At 62.0% G+C, this 23,459-nt stretch carries 21 protein-coding genes and 1 tRNA gene; 11 read left to right on the plus strand and 11 right to left on the minus strand.

From position 1 onward, the window contains the following. Position 1: 1 nt before the first annotated feature. From cydC to LKK40_RS02420, 6 genes are all read right to left on the minus strand, one after another. Positions 2–1,933 (minus strand): thiol reductant ABC exporter subunit CydC, encoded by a 1,932-nt coding sequence (gene cydC, locus LKK40_RS02395; RefSeq protein ID WP_304308850.1) that lies wholly within the window; start codon positions 1,931–1,933, stop codon positions 2–4. Then, a complete protein-coding gene (gene cydD / locus LKK40_RS02400) occupies positions 1,926–3,722 on the minus strand; it encodes a thiol reductant ABC exporter subunit CydD (RefSeq protein WP_304308852.1) in 1,797 nt (598 codons plus the stop codon). The genes cydC and cydD overlap by 8 nt, the downstream gene beginning before the upstream one ends. A gap of 194 nt (positions 3,723–3,916) precedes the next feature. Next, positions 3,917–4,960, minus strand: a complete 1,044-nt coding sequence (cydB, locus tag LKK40_RS02405; protein ID WP_304308853.1) for a cytochrome d ubiquinol oxidase subunit II — start codon at positions 4,958–4,960, stop codon at positions 3,917–3,919. Further along, positions 4,957–6,495 (minus strand): cytochrome ubiquinol oxidase subunit I, encoded by a 1,539-nt coding sequence (locus LKK40_RS02410; RefSeq protein ID WP_304308855.1) that lies wholly within the window; start codon positions 6,493–6,495, stop codon positions 4,957–4,959. Before LKK40_RS02410 ends, cydB begins: the two co-directional genes overlap by 4 nt. 187 nt (positions 6,496–6,682) lie before the next feature. Then, positions 6,683–7,858 (minus strand): NAD(P)/FAD-dependent oxidoreductase, encoded by a 1,176-nt coding sequence (locus LKK40_RS02415; protein WP_304308857.1) that lies wholly within the window; start codon positions 7,856–7,858, stop codon positions 6,683–6,685. Between the two features lie 314 nt (positions 7,859–8,172). Further along, a tRNA-Leu gene (locus LKK40_RS02420) sits at positions 8,173–8,256 on the minus strand. A 199-nt stretch (positions 8,257–8,455) separates the two neighbouring features. Between LKK40_RS02420 and LKK40_RS02425 the strand changes: the two genes are divergently transcribed. Then, on the plus strand, positions 8,456–9,457 hold the full coding sequence (locus LKK40_RS02425; protein ID WP_304308858.1) for an AEC family transporter: 1,002 nt from the start codon (positions 8,456–8,458) through the stop codon (positions 9,455–9,457). A gap of 47 nt (positions 9,458–9,504) precedes the next feature. Here the strand turns inward: LKK40_RS02425 and LKK40_RS02430 are convergent, their stop codons facing one another. The 3 genes from LKK40_RS02430 to LKK40_RS02440 all read right to left on the minus strand — a co-directional run bounded on the left by LKK40_RS02430 (position 9,505) and on the right by LKK40_RS02440 (position 11,846). Then, positions 9,505–10,266 carry a non-canonical purine NTP pyrophosphatase gene (locus tag LKK40_RS02430; RefSeq protein WP_304308860.1) on the minus strand — a complete coding sequence of 254 codons (762 nt, stop codon included), beginning with the start codon at positions 10,264–10,266 and terminating at the stop codon, positions 9,505–9,507. A gap of 90 nt (positions 10,267–10,356) precedes the next feature. Next, entirely contained in the window at positions 10,357–11,121 is a 765-nt protein-coding gene (gene rph, locus LKK40_RS02435) for a ribonuclease PH (RefSeq protein WP_304308862.1), read from the minus strand. 98 nt (positions 11,122–11,219) lie between these two features. Then, entirely contained in the window at positions 11,220–11,846 is a 627-nt protein-coding gene (locus tag LKK40_RS02440; RefSeq protein WP_368491379.1) for a Pr6Pr family membrane protein, read from the minus strand. Between the two features lie 63 nt (positions 11,847–11,909). On the opposite strand from LKK40_RS02440, the gene LKK40_RS02445 reads away from it, so the two are divergent. After that, entirely contained in the window at positions 11,910–13,292 is a 1,383-nt protein-coding gene (locus LKK40_RS02445) for a nicotinate phosphoribosyltransferase (protein WP_304308966.1), read from the plus strand. A gap of 112 nt (positions 13,293–13,404) precedes the next feature. Here the strand turns inward: LKK40_RS02445 and LKK40_RS02450 are convergent, their stop codons facing one another. Further along, the gene (locus tag LKK40_RS02450) at positions 13,405–13,737 is read right to left on the minus strand and encodes a DUF3039 domain-containing protein (RefSeq protein WP_304308968.1); all 333 of its coding nucleotides are present in this window, start codon (positions 13,735–13,737) and stop codon (positions 13,405–13,407) included. Between the two features lie 397 nt (positions 13,738–14,134). Here LKK40_RS02450 and coaD point away from each other — a divergent pair, with 397 nt between their 5' ends. The 9 genes from coaD (at position 14,135) to LKK40_RS02495 (ending at position 20,981) form a co-directional block, all read left to right on the plus strand. Then, the gene (coaD, locus tag LKK40_RS02455) at positions 14,135–14,629 is read left to right on the plus strand and encodes a pantetheine-phosphate adenylyltransferase (protein ID WP_152580619.1); all 495 of its coding nucleotides are present in this window, start codon (positions 14,135–14,137) and stop codon (positions 14,627–14,629) included. A 68-nt stretch (positions 14,630–14,697) separates the two neighbouring features. Further along, positions 14,698–15,423 carry a cell division protein gene (locus LKK40_RS02460; protein WP_434735106.1) on the plus strand — a complete coding sequence of 242 codons (726 nt, stop codon included), beginning with the start codon at positions 14,698–14,700 and terminating at the stop codon, positions 15,421–15,423. 9 nt (positions 15,424–15,432) lie between these two features. Continuing rightward, positions 15,433–16,080, plus strand: coding sequence for a YceD family protein (locus tag LKK40_RS02465; protein WP_304308869.1), 648 nt, complete (start codon positions 15,433–15,435; stop codon positions 16,078–16,080). 99 nt (positions 16,081–16,179) lie between these two features. Continuing rightward, on the plus strand, positions 16,180–16,374 hold the full coding sequence (rpmF, locus tag LKK40_RS02470) for a 50S ribosomal protein L32 (protein WP_152580616.1): 195 nt from the start codon (positions 16,180–16,182) through the stop codon (positions 16,372–16,374). A 95-nt stretch (positions 16,375–16,469) separates the two neighbouring features. Then, positions 16,470–17,306 carry a ribonuclease III gene (rnc, locus tag LKK40_RS02475; RefSeq protein WP_304308871.1) on the plus strand — a complete coding sequence of 279 codons (837 nt, stop codon included), beginning with the start codon at positions 16,470–16,472 and terminating at the stop codon, positions 17,304–17,306. A gap of 271 nt (positions 17,307–17,577) precedes the next feature. Further along, a complete protein-coding gene (locus tag LKK40_RS02480) occupies positions 17,578–19,482 on the plus strand; it encodes an acetolactate synthase large subunit (RefSeq protein WP_304308872.1) in 1,905 nt (634 codons plus the stop codon). A 29-nt stretch (positions 19,483–19,511) separates the two neighbouring features. Then, positions 19,512–20,066, plus strand: coding sequence for an acetolactate synthase small subunit (gene ilvN / locus LKK40_RS02485; RefSeq protein ID WP_304308873.1), 555 nt, complete (start codon positions 19,512–19,514; stop codon positions 20,064–20,066). Positions 20,067–20,281: 215 nt separating this feature from the next. After that, on the plus strand, positions 20,282–20,572 hold the full coding sequence (locus LKK40_RS02490) for a FitA-like ribbon-helix-helix domain-containing protein (protein WP_304308874.1): 291 nt from the start codon (positions 20,282–20,284) through the stop codon (positions 20,570–20,572). Between the two features lie 10 nt (positions 20,573–20,582). Further along, positions 20,583–20,981: a type II toxin-antitoxin system VapC family toxin gene (locus tag LKK40_RS02495; RefSeq protein WP_304308876.1), complete on the plus strand. Its 399-nt coding sequence runs from the start codon at positions 20,583–20,585 to the stop codon at positions 20,979–20,981. Positions 20,982–21,117: 136 nt separating this feature from the next. Here LKK40_RS02495 and LKK40_RS02500 read toward each other — a convergent pair whose 3' ends face one another. Beyond that, entirely contained in the window at positions 21,118–23,322 is a 2,205-nt protein-coding gene (locus LKK40_RS02500) for an ABC-F family ATP-binding cassette domain-containing protein (RefSeq protein ID WP_304308878.1), read from the minus strand. Positions 23,323–23,459 lie beyond the last annotated feature (137 nt).

Raw genomic sequence — 23,459 nt, forward strand, 5'->3', positions numbered from 1 at the left:
ATTACGCGGCGAGTTCGCCGACGTCGAGCCGGTAGAGCTCGCGGAAACGGGCGTTGCTGCGGTAGAGCTCGTGCGGCGCGCCTTGCATCGCGATGCGGCCTGATTCGAGGAACACCACACGGTCCGCATCCTCAAGGCCCTGCAGGTGATGGGTCACCCACAGCAGCGTGCGCTGCTGGCTCACTCGGAAAATCATGGTCATCAGCGCCCGCTCGGTAAGCGGGTCAAGGCCGATGGTCGGCTCGTCCAGCAGAATAACCGGCGTGTCCTTGAGCAGTATTCTAGCCAAGGCGAGGCGCTGGCGCTGGCCGCCGGAAAGCCGCTGACCTGATTCATCGACCGGCTCGGCAAGCTGCCCAGGCAAGCCACGCACGAAATCACCGAGCTGCACGTCATCCAGCGCCTGCCAGACCTCGCTATCCGGGGCGTCGGGCCGGCCGAGCCGCACGTTGTCGCCGATAGTCGTGTTGAATACGAAAGCCTGCTGGTTGAGGTAGCCGAACAGCCGCGTGCGCTCGGATTGCAGCGCCCGCACCGGTATGCCGTTGACGCGAATCTCGCCGCGCTGGGGCACAAGATCGCCGAGCAGCAGCTGCAGAATCGTGGTTTTGCCCTCGCCGCTGGGGCCGAGCAGCGCCACCTTCTGGCCGGCGTCGATATGCAGACTGAAATCATCGAGCAACATGGGCTGGTCAGGGCCATAGGAAAACGTCACATGGTCGAAATCGATGTTGCTCAGCGGCCCGGCAAGCGTCTGCTGCGGCACTTCGGCGGGCTGATGCGATTCCACGCGCTCGGTCAGCGCATTGAGATGTTCCAGCGAATCGCTGTACAACGGCACTTCGGCGAAGGCCTGCGCCACGACAATGAAGCAGTCGATCAGCGGGAACAACGCCAGCACCACGGCGGCCGCGAAATCAGCGCTATCGGCGTTGGATGTCAGGAACAGCGCCGAACCGGCCAGCAAACCTACCGCCATCACGGCGAAGATCATCTGGATGGCGAAGTTGCGCCAACGCTCGAAGCGCTTCTGCTCGGCCTGGCTGGCACCGATTGCCGAGAACTGCTCGGCCCCCGTTGCACCGAACTCCTCGCCGCGATGCGTGATAACCCAGTCGCCAAGCCCCAGATAGCTTTCGGTCACGGCCGTGTATTCGTGCTGCTGCGCCGCCTTCTCGCGCGCATAGCGGGCATCGGAGAACGCCAGCGATATCAGTGGTATGGCAATCAGCACCAGCGCGAAGAGTAGGAAGAGGATCAGGCTGGTCTGCCATGAGAAGACGCCGACCGCAATCGTAACGGCAACCCACATGATATAGGCCACAATCGTGGGGAAAATCGTGCGCAGATAGAAGTTCTCCAAATGGTCCAAGTCGTCGGCGAGCAGGCCGAGCACGGTGCCGGTGCGCTCGTGCTCGGTCAGGAAGGCCGCATCGCGCGACAGCGTGCGGTACAGCTGCACACGCAGCTTGGAGACCACGCGCAGCACCCAGTCGTGGCTGGCGATGCGTTCGAGGTACTTGAATGACGGCCGGCCGATGCCGAAGGCGCGCGTGAGCACGATGGGCACGTAGACCGCGAAGATGTTGTACGGGTGGCGGGCCGAGCGGCTGATGAGGAAGCCGGAGGTGAACATCAGTCCGGCGCCGCATACGAAGGTCAGCGCGCCGACAAGGAAAATCGCCGCCAGCAGCGCGCGATGCTGGCGCAGATAGGGCCAGAACCAGTGGTCTTTGCGCCAGATGCCCAGGTAGCGCGAGAAACCGGTGGAGCGTGAGGTGCTGCCGTTGCTGGAAGCGGCGCTGTCAGGATTGCTGCCGGAGTTCGCGTTAGTGTCCGTATTAGTGTCCGTATGCTGGGACAGCGAGTCCACGTTGATGTCGTTATCGTTCATGACATTGTCGTTGATGACTGTATCTTCGGCGTTATTCATTGAAGTACCCCTCAATCCGGTTGCCGCCCAGCTCGCCGATCAGCTCGCTCAGCGGGCCGCTGTGGCCTATCAGCTCGCGTGGCGTGCCAGCCTCCACGATGCGCCCGCCGTCCAGCACAAGCACCTTATCGACGTTCGCCAGCCAGTGCAGCCGGTGCGTGGCGAATATCACCAGATGATCGTCCATAAGCGGCAGCAGGGTCTGCTTGAGGTCATATTCGGTTTCGATGTCCAAATGCGCGGTCGGCTCGTCGAAGAGCAGAATCGAGCGCGAATGGTCCGCGATGACCCGGGCCAGGGCGATGCGCTGCGCCTGCCCGCCGCTGATGCCGCGATTGCCCTCTCCTATCAGCGTGTCAAAGCCGTCGGGAAGCGTGCCGAGCCAATCGCCCAATCCGGCCTGCTCGGCGGCGGCGCGCACGTCGCTGTCACTCGCCGACTGGTCATAGAAGCGGATGTTGCTGGCGATGGAGCCGCTGAAGATATACGGCGTCTGCGGGATATAGCTGATATGCCGCTGCCAGGCGGGCGCGTTGAACTGCGTGAGCTGCCGCCCATCGAGTTCGATAGCGCCGCTCTGCGGGATGTTGAAGCCGGCCAGCAGGTCAATCAGCGTCGATTTGCCTGCGCCCGACCGCCCGATGATGGCTACTTTCTCGAAGCCATGCAGGGTGAAGGAGAGATCGTGCAGCGCGGGGTGGGCGTCGTCAGATTGGTTGGCTGCTGCGGCATCGCTATGAGCCTCATTGCCACCTGCGGCATCATAAGCAAAGTCAAGCCCGCGCACGCTCAGCGTGCTATCGCTCCCCCAGCCTCGCCAGTCGAGTTCGTCGTCCGGCTCGGGTTCAGGCGTATCAAGCAGACTGTTGATGTCCTGCAAGGCGTTCTTGCCATTGAGTGTCGCATGGTAGTCGTCGCCGAATTGGCGGATAGGCAGGAAATACTCCGGCGCGAGTATCAGCGAGAGCAAGGCCGGAAGCAGTGCGACCGTGCCGTTGATCAGCCCGTTGCCCAAGGCCACGGCCATAATCGCAATCGCCAAAGTCGTGAAGAAGTCGAGCGCGAAGGTGGAGGTCATCGCCACTCTGAGAACGCTATTCGTGCGCTTGCGGAAGCGGTCGCTGGCACTGGCGACCGTGCGCTCGTACTCCTTGTCGACGCCGAGCATTTTCAGAGTCGGCAGACCCAGAATCGTATCGACGAAGGTGTTGTTCAGCTCGCGGAACTCCGCGTACTGCTTGTCGGATTTGTCGCGGGCGGCGATGCCCAGAATCGCCATGAAGAAGAACAGCAGCGGCATCATAAACAGCAGCACCAGGCCGCTGAGCCAGCTCTGCGACCACACGGCGACCAGCACGATAACCGGGATGAAGCCCATATCCATCATTTTCGGCAGCACGGTCTGGATATAGGTTTTGGTCTGGTCAAGCCCGTCGATGAGCATGGTCACCGAAGCGCCGGTTCCCCGCTTAGCCAACGCTGCCGGCCCGAGCCGGAAAATCTTGCGCTGCACCTGCGGACGCAGCTCGCCGACCACGCCGCCTGCGTAACTGGTGGCGACCCGCTGTTTGCCCACCTCGCACAGCTGGCGGCAGGCGAAGGCCACGGCGAATATCGCCACGGGCAGCGGCAGCGATGATATCGCGTGCCGCTGCCAGATCTCCACAAGCGCGCGGGTCAGGCCGTATGCCTGCGCCACGATGCTGGCGCCCTGCACCAGCGAAAGCACCGCCAGCAGCCCCATGGCCTGCCTGAACCCGGGGAAACGAAACAGGCTTTTGTCGATCACCGCACACCTTCTTTTCTGGGCTTGCACCGCACAGTACCCACTACCCAGTACCCGGTTACCCTGTACCATTACCGAGCGTCAATTCAAGCGAAGGCTGCGCCGGCATTCCGCCAACGCAGCCTTCGCAATTTTCGCAGTCTCACTGTGCAACGCAGCCTATAGATGCTAGGGGCGCTGCGCTGCACCAGCATTCGTTAGCCAGCGTATTCCAGATTCGCGTTGGGCTTGCTCTCAGCCGCGTCGATGGCCGGCAGGCGCTTGCGCTGCAGCGCATAGCTCCACACGAAGTACGCCACGACGACCGGCAGCAGCACGCACAGCACGACGGTCATGATGCCCATCGTGTACGGCGAGGCCGAAGCGTCCCTGATGAGCAGGTCGTTGGCCGGATTGGTCGCGATCATCACGCGCGGGAACAGCCCGTTGAAGATGAAGGCGATGATGCCCGCCAGCGTCACAGCTGAGGAAACGAAGGCCCAGCCGCCGCGATGCGCGAACGCGGCCGCATGCCCGGCGATGGTCGCCGCGAGAATCACCACGGTAATCAGCCAGCTCGAAACCGGGCGGGCAGCATAGAAATCAGTGAATATCAGCGCGAAAATCACGAACACTACCAGCGCCGGATAGGCAATCCAGTAGATCTTCTGCGTCACATTGAGCATTTTGCGCGACAGATCGCGGTCGAGCTTGAGGCTCAGGAAATGTAGGCCATGCACGAAGCAGAAGAACACGGTAGCGATGCCGCCGACCACGGAGAGCCAGTTGAACACATCGAAGAAGCTTGCCCAGACATTGCCTTGGCTGTCCATCGGCACGCCCTGGATGAGGCTGGTGAGCATCATGCCCAGGAAGAACGGCGCGAAGAGGCTGCCGACGAAATTCGCCCACTGCCACACCGAGCGTTCGCGGTCGGTGAGCGCGTGCGCGGCGAACTCGAAGGACACGCCACGCAAAATCAGCGCCACGAGCACGAGGAACAGCAGAATGTAGTAGCCGGAGAACAGGCTGGCGTACCACAGCGGGAAGGCCGCGAACATCGCGCCGCCTGCCGTGATGAGCCATACCTCGTTACCGTCCCAGTGCGGACCGATAGCGCGCATGAACAGGCTGCGTTCGCGGCCATTCTCCGCGACGAAGCGCGTGGACATGCCGACGCCGAAGTCAAGCCCGTCGAGCACCAGGAACAGCGCGAACAGCAGCGCAATGACAAAGAACCATAAACCTTGCAGGAAACTCATGAGAGTGCCACGCTCCTTTCAGCGCCCGACTTGCCGGCGATTGACCCAGCCGATGCGGCAGCACCAGCAGCCGCAGAGTCCGTTGATTTCGCCTTAGCCGCCTTAGCTGCCTTGGACTGCCTCACCGGCAGCTCGCCCTCGCCGTCCGGACCCTGGTACAGCACCCGGCGCGAGTAGAAGATCATCACCGCTCCCAGCAGCAGGAACAGCAGGAAGTAGACGATATTGGTGAACAGCAGCCCCGGCACGGTGGCGGTCGGGGAGACGCCGTCAGCAATGGTCAGCAGCCCGTAGACGATCCACGGGTAGCGGCCGAGCTCGGTGATGAGCCAGCCGCCGGTTGTGCCGATGAACGGCACGAAGGTGCACGCGCCCATGATCCACAGCAGCCAGCGGTAGTTCATCAGCGTGCCTGTGCCATCACCCTTGCCCTTGCGCGTGAACCACAGCGCCAGAATCGAGGCCAGCCCTGATATCGCCGCGGAAAGCGCCATGAATCTGAAGCTCCAGAACAGCGCGTTGACCGGCACGTAGTAGTTCATATCCTTGCCGAACTTCGCGTCGTACTGCTCGTGCAGCTCCTTGTCTACCGTATCCATGCCCTTGACCGAGCCGGAAGCCTTGTGATACGAGAGCAGCGAAAGCATGTACGGGATTTCGATGCTCTTGGCGGTCTTGTCATTCTCGTTGATCAGCGAGACGACGGCCCACGGCGCCGGATCCTTGGTGTCCTCGTAGATGGCCTCGGTCGCCGCGAACTTCATCGGCTGATCCTTGATGATGAACTGCGTCTGCAAATCGCCGGCATACGTGACGAACACGGCGCCCACGAGCGCGACCACCGCGCCGAAGCGGATCGACTTGGTGAAGAAGGCCTTGTCGCCGTCATGCTGCTGCGTGCGCTTGTGCAGCATGGCGAAGGCGCTCATGCCCAGGATGATCATGCCGCCGGTCATCACCGCTGCGAAGATGACGTGCGGGAAGGCTCGCCACAGCTGTGGATTGGCGACCACGTCCATGAAGCTGCGCAGCCGCACATGCCCGGTCGCCTTGTCGATCTCGAAGCCGGTCGGGTGCTGCATGAAGCTGTTGGCTGCCAGAATCCAGATGGCCGACAGCGTCGAACCCAGCCAGGTCAGCCAGATGAAAAGCGCATGCACGCCGGGCTTGAAGCGGTCCCAGGTGAACATCCACACGCCGATGAAGGTCGATTCCAGGAAGAAGGCGAGCAGCGCCTCGATGGCGAGCGGAGCTCCGAAGATATCACCCATGAAACGCGAGTAGTTCGACCAGTTCATGCCGAACTGGAACTCCTGGATGATGCCGGTGACCACGCCCACGGCGAAGCTGAGCAGGAAGATCTTGCCCCAGAATTTCGCCATTTTCAGGTACAGCGGGTTCTTGTTCACCGCGTAGATCGTCTCCATGATGGCCACGGCGAGCGCCAGCCCGATCGAAACCGGGATGAAGAAGAAATGATAGATGGTCGTCATCGCGAACTGGAATCGCGACAGCCCCAGAATGGATAATCCCACGATTATGCCTCTTTTCGAACGATGTTTCGCACGATATCTGCCCGGGCAGAGCCACGCGCCATGCCCGGCGGGCGGCTCTGCCCAGTTGCTCAGTACTTGGTGCTCAGTGCCTGTTAGCCAGTACTGTGCTTATTCAAGCACTGTGTTTATTGAGTACCAGTCTACCGAGCGCCGGTGTGCCGAATGTCTAGTTGCTTTCCAGCATTTCCTTGAGATGCGCCAGCTCGAATACGGAGCGGTCGTTGACCATGCGCTTGACCATGCTGACCTTGTGGCCCTTGAGTTTCCAATGGCCCATCACGTTCAGCTCGGCCACGCCGGTGTGCGGCCCGAGCGAGCAGACCGTGCCCAGGCTCTTGAAGATGAACTTGTGCGGTTCGCGGCCGACCAGGCGCGCCGCGACATTGGCTGCGACGACATCGGCCTGCGCGATGGAGATCTGCGCGGTCGTAGGGTAGAGCCGGCCCGATGTGGCGTCCGGCACGGCGCTGACATCGCCGACAAGAAACTCGTTCGGATGGCCCTTGACGGACAGATCGTCCTCGACGACCACGCGGTTGCGCTTCTGGTCATAGCCGGAGTCGCAGATCACATGGCTGCCGCGCACGCCGGTGGTCCAGATGATCGTGTTGGCGTGGAACTCCTGATCCGCCGTCACCACGACGCCGGGCCTGACTTCGGTGATCACGATGCCGTTATGGATTTCGATGCCCTTGGAGATGAGATAGTCCACCGCCCACTTCGAAAGATTGTCAGGCAGCATCGCCAGAATCTTCGGCGAGGCCTCGACGCAGGTGATGCGGATGAGGTCTTCGGGCAGCGAATACTGCTTCGCCAGCTGTGGCACGCGCCAGGCGAGTTCGCCAAGCAGCTCGATGCCGGTGAATCCGGCTCCGCACACCACGATGTGCAGGTCGTTCTCGTCGTGGCTGGTCGTGTAGTTCGCCAGCGTCTTCTCCATATGCTCGCGTACGGCGAGCGCGGAGTCGATGTTGTTGAACGACACGCTGTTCTCCTCGGCGCCCGGGATGCCGAAGGTCTCCGATTCGAAGCCCAGTGCATTGACCAGATAGTCGTAGGCGAGCGGCTCCCCTTCCTTGAGGATCACCTGGCTGTGCTCCCGATCGATGCGCTCCACCGTGTCGATGACGACCTCGACCTTGTCCGAGACGGCATCGCGGATGTCGAAGGTGATGTCGGACGGCTCCTTGGTCCCGGCCGCGATCTCGTGCAGCTGGGTGGATTCGTAGTGATAGGGATTGTTGTTGATCAGGACGATGCGCGCATCGACTTTCTCATGGACCAGTCGCTTGACCGTGCGCATGCCTGCATAGCCCGCGCCTAGAACAGCAATTGTCGTCATAATGCCACCTTCGTACGATGAGACTGCTTCTGCGTAGGCAGCGCCGAACGACGCCGCATCGCGCCGCGTCGAAACCACTGCCTGACTTATTCACCTAAAGTATATATACGGTCGTGTCTCGAAACGTGTAACAATGGGCGACGCGCAGCCGATTCACCCGATTATGAGGGAAATATCACATTTTGCGGACACGGTGTTGCGAAAACACAATGTGTGTGGTGCAGATGTGCGTGGTGCAGCAATATGCGTGTTGTGAAGGCCCTGCGTTTCAGAGCTGCCGCGTTTCAAAGACGCACCGTTTCACAAGCACCGCGTGCGCACAAAGGGGCTCGAACCCTCACGGCCGCAAGGCCACAGGAACCTAAATCCTGCGCGTATACCAATTCCGCCATGTGCGCGTGGCCAGCGCAACCGTAATGGTCGCATGGCCCCCATTAATCTAGCATGCCTTCGGGAGCGACGGACCGGCAGGCGCTCTGAGCATGTAAAACAGCATCGGCGATGATATCCAACCCATGCCCGATAACAGCGGGGGCCTATCATGGCTGGTGGCATACCAGCCGCGAACATCGCCGCCAGCCCAGAGAAGAGGAAGTCATGTCTGCGATCATCCAGCCGACGACGCTGTTGCTCATCATCCTGGCCGGGTACCTGTTCAAGCGCACGCGCCTGTTCGGGCCGCTCGACTATCGCGTGCTGCAGACCGCCGAATTCAATCTGGTGCTGCCCGGCGCCATCATCTACTCCTTCGCCACCAATCCGCACCACATCAGTCTGCTCGCCATCTCGGCATTCTCGCTCATGGCCGCGCTGCTGCCCGCGCTGGCGATCTTCCTGACTTCACGGCACCGCCCGGTGAGCGACCGCGCGTTCCTCATGCTCAACGGCTCCGGGTTCAACGTCGGCTGCTTCTGCTTCCCCATGCTGCAGTCCCTGCTCGGCCCGGCGGCGCTCATCCCTGCGGCGATGTTCGACATCGGCAACAGCGTCATGGTCGCGGCCGGCACCAACGTCATCATGCAGACTCTGCTGCACATCGAGCCTGGCAAGACCCTCACGCAGCAGCATGCCGGAGCTGCGCCGACTCTGCCATACACCCGCCCGGTCGACCGCGATGCCCGCAGGCTGCGGCGACGCGCCCTGCGACGCAATGTGGCGCGCGGTTTCCTCACATCGCCCTCATTCGACACGTATATGCTGATGGTGCTGCTGACGCTGATCGACTTCAAGCTGCCGGCGTGGACCGCGACGGTTGCGCAGCCCTTCGCTTCGGCCAACGCCTTCTGCTCGATGCTTATGGTCGGCATGCTCACCGAATTGCCACGGGATTCGCACGATGTCAAAGCCGTCCTTACGGTGATCGGCTGGCGGCTGCCATGCTCATTGATTTTCGCGGCGGCGGCCTGGTTCCTGCTCCCCTTCGACCCGCTCATGCGCGAGGCTGTGGCATTGTGCTGCCTGGCTCCGACGGCGATGTTCTCCACGATGTTCACTGACAAAGTGCTCGGCAACGCCCGGCTCGCCGGCTTCACGCTGTCGCTGACCGCCGTGATCGCCATCGTGATGATGATGGGATTCCACTTTTTGGTCGGTATATAGATGCGGCTCACACTTTTTAGCATCGCGTGAAAAAGTGTGAGCCGATATCACTGCAATAGCCGTTCGATGCTGGGCATCAGCGCGGCGATGGCCTTGCCGCGATGGGAGATGGCGTTCTTTTCGGCCGGCGTCATCTCGGCGCTGGTCAGCGGCTCGCCATGCTCATTCGTGCGGCCGGGCTGGTCATCGGGCACGAAAAGCGGATCGTAGCCAAAGCCCTGCTCGCCACGCGGCTTGCGGATGATGCGGCCCGGCATATCGCCGGTCTGCACATATTGCGCGGCGACGGTGTACGCGGTCGGGGCTGTATGGGTTGTGCCGTCATTATCGCTACGGTCGCCGTCTTCGGCGGCGCAGCGGTCGTCAGCATTCGCAGCCACGGCAACGCCAGCAGCAATTGTCGCAAGGCCCTCCGGCACCGCGAGCGCGGCGGCACAACGGAAGCGCGCGGTGCGATGCGCGTCGGGGATGTCCGCGATCTGGGCCAGCAGCAGGGCGTTGTTTGCCTCGTCGTCGCCGTGGACGCCGGACCAGCGCGCCGAAAGAATGCCGGGTGCAGCGCCCAGCACATCGACTATCAGGCCGCTGTCGTCGGCGATGGCCGGCGAAGCGGTGCGGCTGGCGACATCGCGCGCCTTGAGCAGAGCATTCTCCTCGAATGTCGTTCCGGTTTCCACCGGATCGGGCAAGCCCAGCGACCCTGCGGAGACCAGCTTCACCCCGTCCGCCAGCTCGCCCAGATCCTGCTGCAGGATGCGGCGAATCTCGACAAGCTTGCCTTCATTATGCGTGGCGACGATGATTCTCATGCATGCTCCCTCAATGTATGAATGCGTGGATGTGTGAATGTACGAATGCGCGAATGCGTGCGATCGATGACGCCCGCAGCCACCAGCGCGTCAGCCCTGTGCGAGGGCCTCGCTCTGGGCCTGCTGCAGTTCGCGGTTGCCCTTCTCGGCCAGGTCCAGCAGCGTGCCGAGCTCCTTGCGGTTAAAGGGGCGATGCTCGGCGGTGCCCTGAATCTCGATGAAATTGCCAGCGCCGGTCATAGCCACGTTCATGTCGGTCATGGCCTGGCTGTCTTCGACGTAAGGCAGGTCCAGCATCGGGGTGCCGCTGATCACGCCGACCGAAACCGCGGAAACGGCATCGGTGATGACCTTGTCCGCCGACTTGATGTGGCGCTGTTCCTCGGCCCAGCGCAGCGCGTCCACCAGCGCCACATACGCGCCGGTGACGGAGGCAGTGCGCGTGCCGCCATCGGCCTGCAGCACATCGCAGTCAAGCTGAATCTGATTCTCACCCAAGGCCTTCATGTCGATGATGCCACGCAGGCAGCGGCCCACGAGACGGCTGATCTCATGCGTGCGGCCGCCGATCTTGCCTCGTACCGACTCGCGGTCGGTGCGCTGGGAGGTGGCGCGGGGCAGCATCGCGTATTCGGCGGTGACCCAGCCGAGGCCGGAGTCGCGCCGCCAGCGCGGCACGCTGTCCGTGAATGTCGCCGTGCACATCACGCGCGTGTTGCCGCATTCGATCAGCACCGAGCCTTCCGGCGCATCGGTGAAGTGGCGGGTTATCTTCACCGGTCGCAGCTCGTCGATTGTGCGGCCATCGGCGCGAATCACGGTCGCGTCGCCCATCATATTCTTGATTTCAACCATGCTTTCAACCTATCACCACGCATGGCGCGGGCACCGTATCGCGCAAGCTGCCGCCCAGCGCAATCGCCCGGCCCAACCACCCGGACCGTTCACCCCGCTCAGCCCAGCAGCGGCTTCTTCGGCAGGATGCGGTCGATAAGAAACAGCAGCAGCCCCAGCAGCATGAAACCGATGAGTATGAAGCCGATGTTCTTGCCCATCTGCGCCCATCCCAGCTGCGCGAGATCGATGAAACCGTACGGGTAGGCGCTGCCGTCGGGCTGGGGGCCGGAGTGGGGCCAGAGCTGGGCGCGCACGAGCACGAAGGTGAGGTAGAAGGGGAAGTAGATGAGCCAGGTCAGCGGATAATGCCATGCGAAACGCCGGTGCTCGTCGAACAGCAGAAAATCGATGGTCGCGATGATTGGCACCGCCTGATGCAGAATCGTGTTGGTCAGGATGCCGAAGACGTACTTCGATGTCGCCGGGTCGGGCGGTGGCAGCAGCGTCGCCGCCACGATGCCGGTGACGGCGATATAGAAGGTCAGGCAGCCTTTGAGCCAAGCGGGCGGCTGCTTGCCGCCGATAAGGCTTGCGGCACCCGCCCACAGCATCACGAGGCCGAGCACGAAGCCGGTCTGATAGGTGAAGTAGACCCAGTAATTTGGTGTATGCCAGGCCACGCTCGTGGCCGCAAAGCACAGGAACGCGCACGCCAAGCGCCAGAGCCCTGCAACGAATCTCATCGTGCTTCTCGATTTCATAGTGAACCACCCTATCGCCAGAATCTGACTGGGCGACTAGGATGAATCGGCAAAGGCCCGCTTTCCGGCGGCAATGCGTGTCAACGGCACAACGAAAGGGCGACGATGGCTGACTGCTCAACGGCACTGATGACGGATATGTACGAATACACCATGCTGGACGCGGCGCTTCGCGACGGCACGGCACGGCGCAAGTGCGTGTTCGAGGTGTTCACCAGGCATTTGCCCGAAGGCCGTCGTTACGGGGTCGTGGCCGGCACCGGGCGCATTCTGGACGCGCTTGAGCGTTTCCACTTGGGCGACGAAGAGCTCCGATTCCTTGCCGATCGCGGCATTGTGGGCCGCGAAACTATCGATTGGCTTGAGCATTTCCAGTTCTCCGGGTCGATTACCGGCTACCGCGAGGGCGAGATGTTCTTCCCCAATTCGCCGATCCTGCAAGTGGAGGGGACCTTCGGCGAATGCACGCTGCTGGAAACGCTGGTGCTGTCGATTCTCAATTATGATTCGGCCGTCGCCTCGGCGGCTTCGCGCATGGTGACTTCAGCCAAGAACCGCCCGTGCATGGACATGGGGGGTCGCCGCGCCAACGAATCGGCCGCAGTCGCCGCCTCGCGCGCCGCCGTGATCGGCGGGTTCCAGGGCACCGCGAATCTGCTGGCCGCGCAACGCTACGGTCTCAAGGCGATCGGCACCGCCGCGCACTGCTTCACGCTCGTGCATGACTCCGAACGCGACGCCTTCCAGGCGCAGATTGACGCGCTCGGCAAGAACACCACGCTGCTCGTCGATACCTATAACATCGAGGAAGCCGTGAAAACCGCCGTCGAAGTGGCTGGGCCGGAATTAGGCGGCGTGCGCATCGACTCGGGCGATTTGGCGTCGCTCGCGCAGCGCGTGCGCAATCAGCTCGATGCGCTAGGCGCGAAGAACACCAAAATCACCGTGACCAACGATCTGGATGAATACGCGCTGGCCTCGCTGCAGTCCGCCCCCGTGGACTCCTACGGCGTGGGCACGATGCTCGTCACTGGCTCCGGCGCGCCGACCTGCGCGATGGTCTACAAGCTGGCAGAGCGCGAGAACAGCGCGGGCGTGATGCAGCCGGTGGCCAAGAAATCCAAGGACAAGGCGAGCGTGCCCGGCCGCAAGCTGGCCTATCGCTCGTACGAATACAGCCTCGCCGACTGCGAGCATGTCATCTCCGGCTCGGAGTCCGGCCTCGCCGATTATCAGGTGCCGAGCGACTGGAAGGACTTGCTGGTGGACTATGTCGACCACGGCAGCATCGACGCCCAGTACCAAGGCCATGACGCGATCATGACCGCGCAGGCATACCGAGCGCAGGCCCTAGCCGAACTGCCAATCACCGCGCAGTCGCTCATGAAGGGCGATCCGGCAATCCCAACCGAGGTGACGGTGCTGTAACCCTGTGAACCTGTAACTCCGTAACCCTATAACCCGCAGCGTTTCGCGGTCTCGTATTGGAAAACGTACACTGAATGCCCGTCAGTGTACGTTTTCCGATATGGCCCACGTCTCACTTGCCGCCGGTCATCTCCTCGTAGATGCGCTTGCAGTCGGGGCATACTGGGTACTGGGACGGGTCGTGCTTCGGCACCCAGATCTTGCCGCACAGCGCCACAACAGGCCGGCCGGTGATGCGCGACTGCATGATGCGGTCCTTGGAGACGTAATGGGCGAAGCGGTCGGCGTCGCCGTCGTCCGACCTGCTCGTCTGCTCCTCTGTCTGCGGGCGTTCCAGAACCGCAGTGCCGGTGCTGGAATCGGGGTTCGAAAGCGGCGAGACCGGATCGGCGTCGTCGAACGCGCGCACGCTCACGGCCGCGCTGGCGTCAGGCTCGCCATTCATTATCTCAGCCATATATCCGTGCCTTTCCTTAGCCATTCATTAGCCATCGTCGTGCGTCGGTCATTGCTCTGGCCTGTGCACCGTTATGGCGCAAGTCCTTGGGTTTCGCGCCACCACCGCGCCCTGCGATGCCGCGATTCTGTTTGCCTTCCATCATAGAAGACACGGTGTTCATCACAACACCCCCTTGTTAATAAACACTGTAGTTAATAAACACTGTATTGAGTAAGAGCAGTAAGAGCACTGTGTTCATACACAACTTCATACGCAACTCACTTCCATGAAACACCCGCATGCCATCATGGCGTTTATGGAAAACGCCCTGCCGAATGCAGTACAGCACCGGGCACAGCGCCGGACACGCCCACTTGGCGGCTCGCAGCGTTACCCTAGAACCATGACTATCGCAGTGTGCCCCGGCTCATATGACCCCGTGACCGCCGGACATCTCGACGTGATCGAGCGCAGCGCGCGCTTCTTCGACGAAGTGCATGTCGTGGTAGCCGTCAACGCCGCGAAAACGCCGATGTTCACGGACGCCACGAGGGTCGATTCCATCCGCCGAGCCTTGGACGAGGACGGCTACTCACAGGTCAAGGTGGCCTCCACCTCAGGGCTGATCACCGATTACTGCCAGCAGGTCGGCGCAAGCGTGATCGTCAAGGGGCTGCGGCAGAACGGCGACTACGAGGCCGAACTGGGCATGGCGCTGGTGAACCGCAAGCTCGCGCATATCGAGACGCTGTTCCTGCCGGCCGACCCGGTGCTTGAGCACATTTCCAGTTCGATCGTCAAGGATGTGGCGCGCCACGGCGGGGATGTGACCGGCATGGTGCCCGATTGCGTCGTGCCGCTGCTTGCTGACGCGCTCAAAGAAGAAGGGAGCCGATAATGGCCGGCACGAATGCCATGAACGACGGTGATTACCCGGGCGAACCGGCCGACGACACTGCGGATTCGATGCGCTCCAATCTGGGCAGCCAGCCCATTCGCAGCGAATCGCCGAATGCAGGCGGCGCTGCGGATTCGGATTCGCCCAATCAGGGCCAGGTCCGCAATCTTTTCCCGATGTCATCGCTGCCCGATCTGCGCGAGGACTCTGGCGCAGATGCACCGGATTCGGCTCAGAGCCGAAGTCGTGCCGAATTCACCACGGTCTACGACATCCTCGACCATCTTGAGGAAACGCTGCACGAAGCCAAGGGCAGCCTTTTCTCGCCCGGCACGGTGAAGGTCGATCGCATCGAATTCGAAGAACGCATCGACGAGCTGAAGGACAAGCTCCCCGTGCAGCTCGAGCGCGCGTCCTCCCTGATGCGCGAATCGGAGCGGCGCCTGGAGAACGCGCAGAGCCAGTCGAACGCGATCATCGCCTCGGCGCAGAGCCGGGCCGCGCAGATGGTGCAGGAGGCGCAGGATCAGGCGCAGTTCCTCGCCGGGCAGGAGAACGTCACCGAACTTGCCCGCCAGAAGGCGCGTGCTATCCTCGATCAGGCGCAAGCCAAGGCCGAACAGCTCACGCAGGGCGCGAACCAGTACTGCGCCACGGTGATGAGCGGCCTGCAGGAGCAACTGGGCAAACTCGGCCACGATGTGCAGGCCGGCCTCGACGTGCTGAACGAGCGTCAGCAGGCCGCCGCCGAACAGCTGCCGCATCTTGATCGCAACGACTATCCGGAAGGCTGATTGCAACACATGATACGTCCTGAAGATTCCGCATGGGCCATACCCGTGGCCCAGGTTTCCTCGCGCCCGGGGCAGCGCCAGGAAATCGACGCCGCGTACCCGGCCCCCGATGGCATCGGCGACCAGATTGTGGGCGTGCAGGAAGGCAGCGACATTCGCGTGGATGGCGCCTTCGATTCGATCGTGGACGGACTCGTGTTTCAGGCGCATGTCGTCGCTCCGCTGCATGCGGAGTGCACGCGCTGCCTCACGCCCATCAATCGCGATTGGGGGCTGGACACGACCGTCTTCTTCCCTTATGCGCCGCAGCCTACGGGTGCCATGCACCACAATGCGCGCGCTGCCGAAGACAGAGCCAATAGCGAGGTGGAGATCATCGCCGGCGAGGACGAGTCCGAGGATACCTACCCGCTGAGCGCCGATGGCGCATACGCCGATATCGAGGCGCTGCTGCGCGATACGCTAGTCGAGAACCTGCCCCTGCAATTGCTGTGCAAGCCGAACTGCCGCGGCCTATGCCCGCAATGTGGCATCAATCTCAACGAGCATCCCGACCACCGCCACGACGTCACCGATATGCGTTTCGCCTCGTTGGCTGGTCTCAAGGCCCAGTTGGAGCAGGAGCAAGGCGACCAGGAATCGTCGGGAAGAGCCTAACTGCGACAGGCCTGTACCGAACAATGGACAATGTACGGCGGTCGCGTTACGATATTGGACGCTTAAGCTCAATTGTTCGAACGAAACAGAGGAATTACCATGGCATTGCCTAAGTACAAGACTTCGCGCGCCAACACGCATTCGCGTCGTGCCAACTGGAAGGCGTCTGCTGCGCCGACCATCACCTGCCCGAACTGCGGCGCTCCGTCGCTGTCGCACATGGCCTGCCCGAGCTGCGGCTCGTTCCGCGGCCGTGTCTACCGCGAGGCCATCCAGTCCGGCCACACCAAGTGAGCGTAGTCACATCCGGGCGATACGTCCGGCTATGAAAGCTATGAAACCCTGCCATCGACGGGTGGCGGGGTTTTTGCGTACTGTGAGGAACATCCGTGAAGGAAGAATCCACGATGCATACCGCGACAACACCCGCGAACAATCATCAAGCTGCTGAATCGTCGTCGCCCAACAGCGCACCGGCGTCGGCGGGCACCGCCCCGGCGGGCGGCTCATCCAGCAGCGCACCGACCGACGAACTGCTCGCCGTGCTGGGCACTACTATCGAGCCCGAGCTGCTGGTGCAGGCGCTTACGCATCGCTCGTTCTCGCACGAGCACGCCGGTGCCGCGAACTACGAACGCCTTGAATTCCTCGGCGATGCGGTGCTCGAACTCGTTTCGACCGAAACGCTCTACCGCTTGCATCCGGATATGAATGAGGGCCAACTGGCGAAAATGCGGGCAAAGGCGGTCTCCGAGGAGGCGCTTTCCCAAATCGCACGGGAGAAGCTGCATGTCGGGCCGTATATTCTGCTGGGCAACGGCGAGGCCGAAAGCGGCGGTGCGGATAAAAGCTCGATTCTGTGCGACATCGTGGAATCGCTTATCGGCGCGACCTTCGTGCAGCACGGCATCGACGAGGCGCGCGCCGTGGTGCACCGGCTGATTGACGACACGCTCGAAGAGGTCTCCCATGAAGGTCCGGCCCTTGATTGGAAGACTTCGCTGACGGTCAAAGCTCATCAGTTGGGTCTTGAGGATCCGCAATACCGCATGGCGGTGTCAGGCCCCGAATACGCGCAGACCTTCACGGCCCGCGCTGTGCTGCCCGATAATGACGAAGTGCTGGGCACCGGCTCCGGGACCAGCAAGCGCAAGGCGCAGCTCTCGGCAGCGCAGGAAGCCTGGAAGGCTTTGGACGCCAGAAGCTCCGGACACGCGAAGCACTGATCCGGCTCACCTCGTGAGAACCTCTGCTACCTCGCGATAATCCACCGCCTAACCCTGCGAAACCGACACAACCCGTGCAAATCCGCCACAATGTGGGCGCTCGGGCGTTTCTGCTGTCGCTTGCTATTACCATGATGGCAACTGTGCCCTGTCGTTCGCGCCGCCACAAGCGGACACGCGTCAGGCGCGCGCATTCATCCGCCACGCCACGACCATGCAATGCGTCTGACGCTGGCGACCTCCAGCAAACCGAGAACAAGTAAGAGGAATTATGGTGTCACCAACGCCTCTCCAGGCATTCAGCGGCGTCCCCCGGCCTTCCGCGCCGGAACACCGGCAGGCGATAGTCGACGGCGAGAAGATGACCGGCGCTCAGGCGCTGGTCCGATCCCTGGAAGATCTGGGGGTGAAAGACGTATTCGGCATTCCCGGCGGCGCTATTCTGCCGGTCTACGATGCGATCAACGACAATACCTCATTCCGTTTCGTCCTGACGCGCCATGAGCAGGCGGCCGGGCATGCCGCCGAAGGCTATGCCATCACGACCGGACGGGTCGGCGTATGCATCGTCACCTCCGGCCCCGGCGCCACCAACGTCGTCACGGCCATCGCCGACGCGAATATGGACTCGGTGCCGCTGCTGGTCATCACCGGCCAGGTCGGCGTGAGCGCCATCGGCACGGATGCCTTCCAAGAGGCCGATATCGTCGGCATCACCTACCCGGTAGCCAAGCATTCCTTCCTCGTGACCCGCGCGCAGGACATCCCGCGCGTCCTCACCGAAGCGCATTACATCGCCAACTCGGGTAGGCCCGGGCCGGTCGTCGTGGACGTGACCAAGACGGCGCAGAAGGAGCTGATGTACTACTCCTGGCCGCAGCGCATGATTCTGCCCGGCTATAATCCGGTCACCAAGGCCCACGGCCATGTGCTCAGCGAGGCCGCCAAGCTCTTCGAACAGTCCTACCGGCCGGTGCTCTATGTGGGCGGCGGCGCGGTGCGCTCCGACGCCGGAGCGCAGGTCAAGACGCTGGCGGAGCTGGTCAACGCTCCTATCGTCACGACGCTGCCCGCGCGCGGACTCGTTTCCGACCGCGATGCGAAGGTGCTCGGCATGCCCGGCATGCACGGCACCATCGCCGCGACCGGAGCCATTCAGCGCTCCGACCTGCTGGTCGCCATCGGCGCGCGCTTCGACGACCGTGTGACCGGCGACCTCAACGCCTTCGCGCCAACGGCACGCGTGATTCACATCGACATCGACCCGGCTGAAATCGGCAAGAACCGGCAGGCCGACGTGCCAATCGTCGGCGACGTAGCCACCGTGCTCGACGATCTGATCGTGGAGATCAGGCGCACGCAGTCCATTCAGGGCAGGCCGGAGCATGCGGCTTGGTGGCAGCAGATTAATGCATGGCGCAAGGACTATCCCAATGCCTACGCCGAGTCCGACGACGGCTCGCTGGCTCCGCAGTGGGTTGTCGAGCAGCTTTCGGATATGGCCAATCCGCTGACAATCTGGGTTTCGGGCGTAGGCCAGCACCAGATGTGGGCCTCGCAGTTCATCGACTTCCAGACCCCCCATTCCTGGATTTCCTCGGGCGGGCTGGGCACGATGGGCTACGGCCTGCCTGCGGCGCTCGGCGCATGCGTCGGCTCGGAGCGCGATTTCAAGGGCGCCAAGCCAGTCTGGCTTATCGACGGCGACGGCAGCTTCCAGATGAATCCGCAGGAGCTGGCCACCGCGTTCCAGGAGCATATGCCGATAAAAGTCGCGATACTCAACAATTCCACGCTCGGCATGGTGCGCCAGTGGCAGACGCTGTTCTACAAGCAGCACTATTCGCAGACCGATCTCTTCGATGGCGATGACGTGCCCGAGGAGAGCGACATCCCCGACTTCGTCAAGCTCGCCGACGCCTACGGATGCGTGGGGATGCGCGTGCGCACCAAGGACGAGGCGATTGCCGCAATCGAGAAGGCCAATGCCATCAACGACCGCCCGGTGCTCATCGACTTCCGCGTGTGGAAGGATGCGATGGTCTGGCCGATGATCGCCGCCGGCACGTCGAATGACGAGGTGGTCTACAAGCCGGGCGTCACGCCGCTGAAGGCGGGTGGTGCAGCATCTTCCACCGCAGCACCTTCCACCGCGCAGCAGAGTACGAACGACTAGGGCTAGTCAAGGAGACAAGGAGCTTCATCATGGCCAATTATCCTGCTTCACAGCCCGGTTCCAAGCGCCACACCCTTTCGGTGCTGGTGGAGAACCGCCCGGGCGTGCTCGCCCGCATCGCCGGCCTGTTCGCACGCCGCGCATTCAACATCAACTCGCTGTCGGTCTCCCCCACCGAGCGCCCGGACATCTCCCGAGTCACGGTCACCGCCGATGTGGAGGATGTGCCGCTTGAGCAGATCATCAAGCAGCTCAACAAGCTGCTCCACGTGCTCAAGATCGTTGATCTCGATTCGAACACCACCGTCGAGCGCGAACTTGTGCTCATCAAGGTTGCCGCCGACGAGTCGAGCCGTTCCGACGTTTTGGAGATCGTGCGGCTCTTCCGCGTGCGCGTGGTCGATGTGCATACCGAATCGCTCACCATCGAGGCGACCGGCGCCGAAGGCAAAATCGACGCGCTGCTTGGGCTGCTGGGCCAGTACGGCGTCATCGAGCTCGTCCGCTCCGGCGCAGTCGCAGTGACCCGCGGCCCCCACGCCCTGAGCGAGAAGGTCATCGGCTCGGAGATCACTGGGCGCTGACCGATCCGCATAACGATGAAGAGGGAATGCACACGTAGTGCATTCCCTTTTCATATTCTTGGTAATATCAGCCTTGGCAATATCCTTCCGATGGAATTACCTCAATCCGGTCAGCAGAGACTGCCTCATTTCATGCTTGCATGATGACAGCACTGCATGCTTGCACAATGACAGCATTGTATGCTAGCATTATGCCAGCAACAAGAAGGTGCATTATGGCAACACTGACTCTGAGAAAAGTACCCGATGAATGCGTAGCTGTGCTCAAGCAGGCGGCCCAAGACAACAATCGATCCATGGAATCTGAAGTGCGATCAGTTTTGGAAGAATATACAGCTCAGTACATCACGCATCGTGTCATATCGAATGCCGATCTCGTTCAAGAGATGTGGCGTCTGCTTGATGGTGATGGCCTTGACGAAGACGAGGAATTAGCTCCGCCTCGTAACACATACGATGTCGAGCCTCGCCCCATCGATTTCGGAGACGATGATGATCGTCCTTGACACTAACGTAGTGAGCGAAATCCTCAAAGAAGGCAAAGGCAATTCACATGTCATCGACTGGTTCATCACGCTGCCACCCCAAAATTGTCATACCACCGCAATCAATGCAGCAGAACTACTGTACGGACTCGCCCTTCAACCCGCCGGACGAAAACGAAACGCGATGTCTGACGCCATACAGTCTTTTCTTCGAGTTTACGAACAACGAATCCTGCCGTTCAGTCGAGAAGTCGCGCCACATTATGCGGCCATCGTCGCTGAACGGCGGCAGGTCGGCCGACCCATCGGCGCACAGGACGCGATGATTGCCGCTATCGCTCGCGCTCATGGCGCAGCTGTTGCCACACGCAATGTCAAGGACTTCGAAGGCACCGGCGTGGCATTGATCAATCCTTGGGAATGTGAATAGCTGAATGCATATGGGCCCGACTCACCCGGGCGTATCAACAGCTGAGCCTTGGGCACAGCAGCCCTATTTCAACCGCACCTGAGTAAAGGCCCCGGCAAAACCTGCCGAGGCCTTCTGAACGTTGCGGTTTCTCCCGCTATTCGACCTGCTCGGAAAGCTCCATCCATTCGTCCTCAAGGGACTGGGATTCGTCCTGCACGCTGTTCAATTCCTGATTGAGCGCGTTGAGCCCTTGGAAATCGCTGGGATCATGCGCGGCCATGCGGCTTTCGATGTCGGCTTTGCCCTCTTCGAGCTTGGCCAGCCGCCGTTCGATGGCCGAGATGCGTTTGGTCGCATCGTGGAAGGCCTTGCCGGTGAGCTTCTCGTCATTCGACGCGTCGCCGGACTGCGCGTTTGCGCCATTGTCGATGCCAGCCGCGCTGGAACCGGCGGAATGCGATTGCTCTGAAGCCTTCGCAGCGGCCGCGTCGCCGCCTGACTGCGCCGCCTCGATCATCGCAAGATAATCGTCCACGCCGCCGGGCAGATGGCGCACCTTGCCGCCGATAAGCGCGTACTGCTGGTCGGTGACGCGCTCGAGCAGGTATCGGTCGTGCGAAACGACGATGAGCGTGCCGGGCCAGGTGTCGAGCAGGTCCTCCATCACGGCGAGCATATCGGTGTCCAGATCGTTGCCCGGCTCGTCCATGATGAGCACATTCGGCTCGTCAAGCAGAATCAGCAGCAATTGCATGCGCCGCTTCTGGCCGCCCGACAAGTCGCCGATGGGCGTCATGAGCTGCGCCGATTCGAAGCCGAGCCGCTCCATGAGCTGCGCCGGCGTGACTTCCTTGCCATCGACGATGTAGCTGGGCTTGTAGCGGCTGAGCACCTCTTTGACCTTGTAGGCGTTGAGCTTCTCCAACTCGTCCAGACGCTGCGAGAGCACCGCGAACTTCACGGTTTTGCCGATATTCACCCGCCCGGCGGTCGGAGTCAGCGTGCCGTCGATGATGCTCAACAGCGTCGATTTGCCCGCGCCGTTCGCACCCACGATGCCGAAGCGGTCGCCCGGGCCGATCAGCCAAGTCACGTCGTCAAGAATCATGCGGCCGCTGACACGCACGCGACGCGCCGCCGAAGTCACCTCCGAGTCGGCGTCGTCATCGGCAGCAGCGAGCGCAATCCCGGCATCCGCAACGGAATCAACGATGTTGCCATTGTCAGCAGCATCGTCAGTGTGAGCAGTAACCCCAGCATCCGCCAGACGCGGGTCGTCGGCATCGTCAACATCCAGATCGAGGGAACCGTTGAGCATCGGCTCGGCGTATAGCGCCGGCACGATATCCATCTGCGTGGGGGACGCGCCCGACAGCGCGGCCGACGCCACGTCCGACGCCTGAGTATCGCCGTCTCCACCCGCCACAGCCGCATCCCCCGCAGCCGCACTCCCCTGCACACGATCCTGGAAAATCTGCGTCACATCGATGAGGTCCACCACCTGCTTGCCCAGCCGCGAGGTGGCCATCTGCCTGAGCTGCAGGGTGTTGCGCAGCGGCGGCACGTCGGCGATCAGCGCATTCGCCTGCTTGACATGGAACTTCTGCTTCGTGGCACGGGCGCGAGCGCCGCGCGAAAGCCATGCGAGCTCCTTGCGCGCCAGATTGCGCCGATGCTCCTCGCGCACCCCGGCCTGCCGGTCGCGCTCGACGCGCTGCAGCATGTAGGCGCTGTACCCGCCTTCAAACGGGTCGATGACGCCGTCGTGCACCTCCCACATGGATTCGCACACCTCATCGAGGAACCAGCGGTCATGCGTCACCAGCAGCAGCGCGCCCTGACCCGCAGACCAGCGCTGGCGCAGATGCTCGGCGAGCCAGTGAATCGTCACGATGTCCAGGTGGTTCGTCGGCTCATCAAGCGCCAGAATATCCCAGTCGCGCAGCAGCAGCCGGGCCAAGTCGGCGCGGCGGCGCTGGCCACCCGACAGCGTGCCGATTGTCGCTTCGAGGCTCAGGCCCCCTAAAAGTGCCTCGACTATCTCTCGTGAGCGCGAGTCCGCAGCCCACTCATAGTCTTCGCGGCCCTCAAGCGCGGCTTGCCGCAGCGTGGCATTGTCGTCCAACGGGTCGCGCTGGTCAAGCATGCCGAAGGTCAGTCCGTTGCGTCTGGTGACGCGCCCGGAGTCTGGCTCCTGATTGCCGTCCAGCAGGTGCAGCAGCGTGGATTTGCCGTCGCCGTTGCGGCCGACGATGCCGATGCGGTCCCCTTCGAACACGCCCTGTGTCACGTCGGTGAATACGGTTTTGGTGGCGAAGCTGAGCGAAACATGCTCTAATCCCAAGTCATACGTAGGCATAAGGATTCAAATTATACCGCCAGCCCTAGGCACCGCTCACGCAAGACGCCGTCGAAGCCCGCGATGCTATGACGCCCATGTGTCGCAATACCTGTGTCGCCGATACCTGCGTCACACGCCTACGGCATGCGGACGTT

It is taken from the genome of Bifidobacterium tibiigranuli (genome assembly GCF_022655035.1).
GTDB lineage: Bacteria > Actinomycetota > Actinomycetes > Actinomycetales > Bifidobacteriaceae > Bifidobacterium > Bifidobacterium tibiigranuli_A.

Excerpts from the sequence above, each read along its gene's own strand:
- cydC (WP_304308850.1), bottom strand. The coding sequence starts at position 1,933 with ATGAATAACGCCGAAGATACAGTCATCAACGACAATGTCATGAACGAT.
- cydB (WP_304308853.1), bottom strand. The coding sequence starts at position 4,960 with ATGAGTTTCCTGCAAGGTTTATGGTTCTTTGTCATTGCGCTGCTGTTC.
- LKK40_RS02415 (WP_304308857.1), bottom strand. The coding sequence starts at position 7,858 with ATGACGACAATTGCTGTTCTAGGCGCGGGCTATGCAGGCATGCGCACG.
- LKK40_RS02425 (WP_304308858.1), top strand. The coding sequence starts at position 8,456 with ATGTCTGCGATCATCCAGCCGACGACGCTGTTGCTCATCATCCTGGCC.
- LKK40_RS02430 (WP_304308860.1), bottom strand. The coding sequence starts at position 10,266 with ATGAGAATCATCGTCGCCACGCATAATGAAGGCAAGCTTGTCGAGATT.
- rph (WP_304308862.1), bottom strand. The coding sequence starts at position 11,121 with ATGGTTGAAATCAAGAATATGATGGGCGACGCGACCGTGATTCGCGCC.
- LKK40_RS02440 (WP_368491379.1), bottom strand. The coding sequence starts at position 11,846 with ATGAGATTCGTTGCAGGGCTCTGGCGCTTGGCGTGCGCGTTCCTGTGC.
- LKK40_RS02450 (WP_304308968.1), bottom strand. The coding sequence starts at position 13,737 with ATGAATGGCGAGCCTGACGCCAGCGCGGCCGTGAGCGTGCGCGCGTTC.
- coaD (WP_152580619.1), top strand. The coding sequence starts at position 14,135 with ATGACTATCGCAGTGTGCCCCGGCTCATATGACCCCGTGACCGCCGGA.
- LKK40_RS02460 (WP_434735106.1), top strand. The coding sequence starts at position 14,698 with ATGCGCTCCAATCTGGGCAGCCAGCCCATTCGCAGCGAATCGCCGAAT.
- LKK40_RS02465 (WP_304308869.1), top strand. The coding sequence starts at position 15,433 with ATGATACGTCCTGAAGATTCCGCATGGGCCATACCCGTGGCCCAGGTT.
- rpmF (WP_152580616.1), top strand. The coding sequence starts at position 16,180 with ATGGCATTGCCTAAGTACAAGACTTCGCGCGCCAACACGCATTCGCGT.
- LKK40_RS02480 (WP_304308872.1), top strand. The coding sequence starts at position 17,578 with ATGGTGTCACCAACGCCTCTCCAGGCATTCAGCGGCGTCCCCCGGCCT.
- ilvN (WP_304308873.1), top strand. The coding sequence starts at position 19,512 with ATGGCCAATTATCCTGCTTCACAGCCCGGTTCCAAGCGCCACACCCTT.
- LKK40_RS02490 (WP_304308874.1), top strand. The coding sequence starts at position 20,282 with ATGGCAACACTGACTCTGAGAAAAGTACCCGATGAATGCGTAGCTGTG.
- LKK40_RS02500 (WP_304308878.1), bottom strand. The coding sequence starts at position 23,322 with ATGCCTACGTATGACTTGGGATTAGAGCATGTTTCGCTCAGCTTCGCC.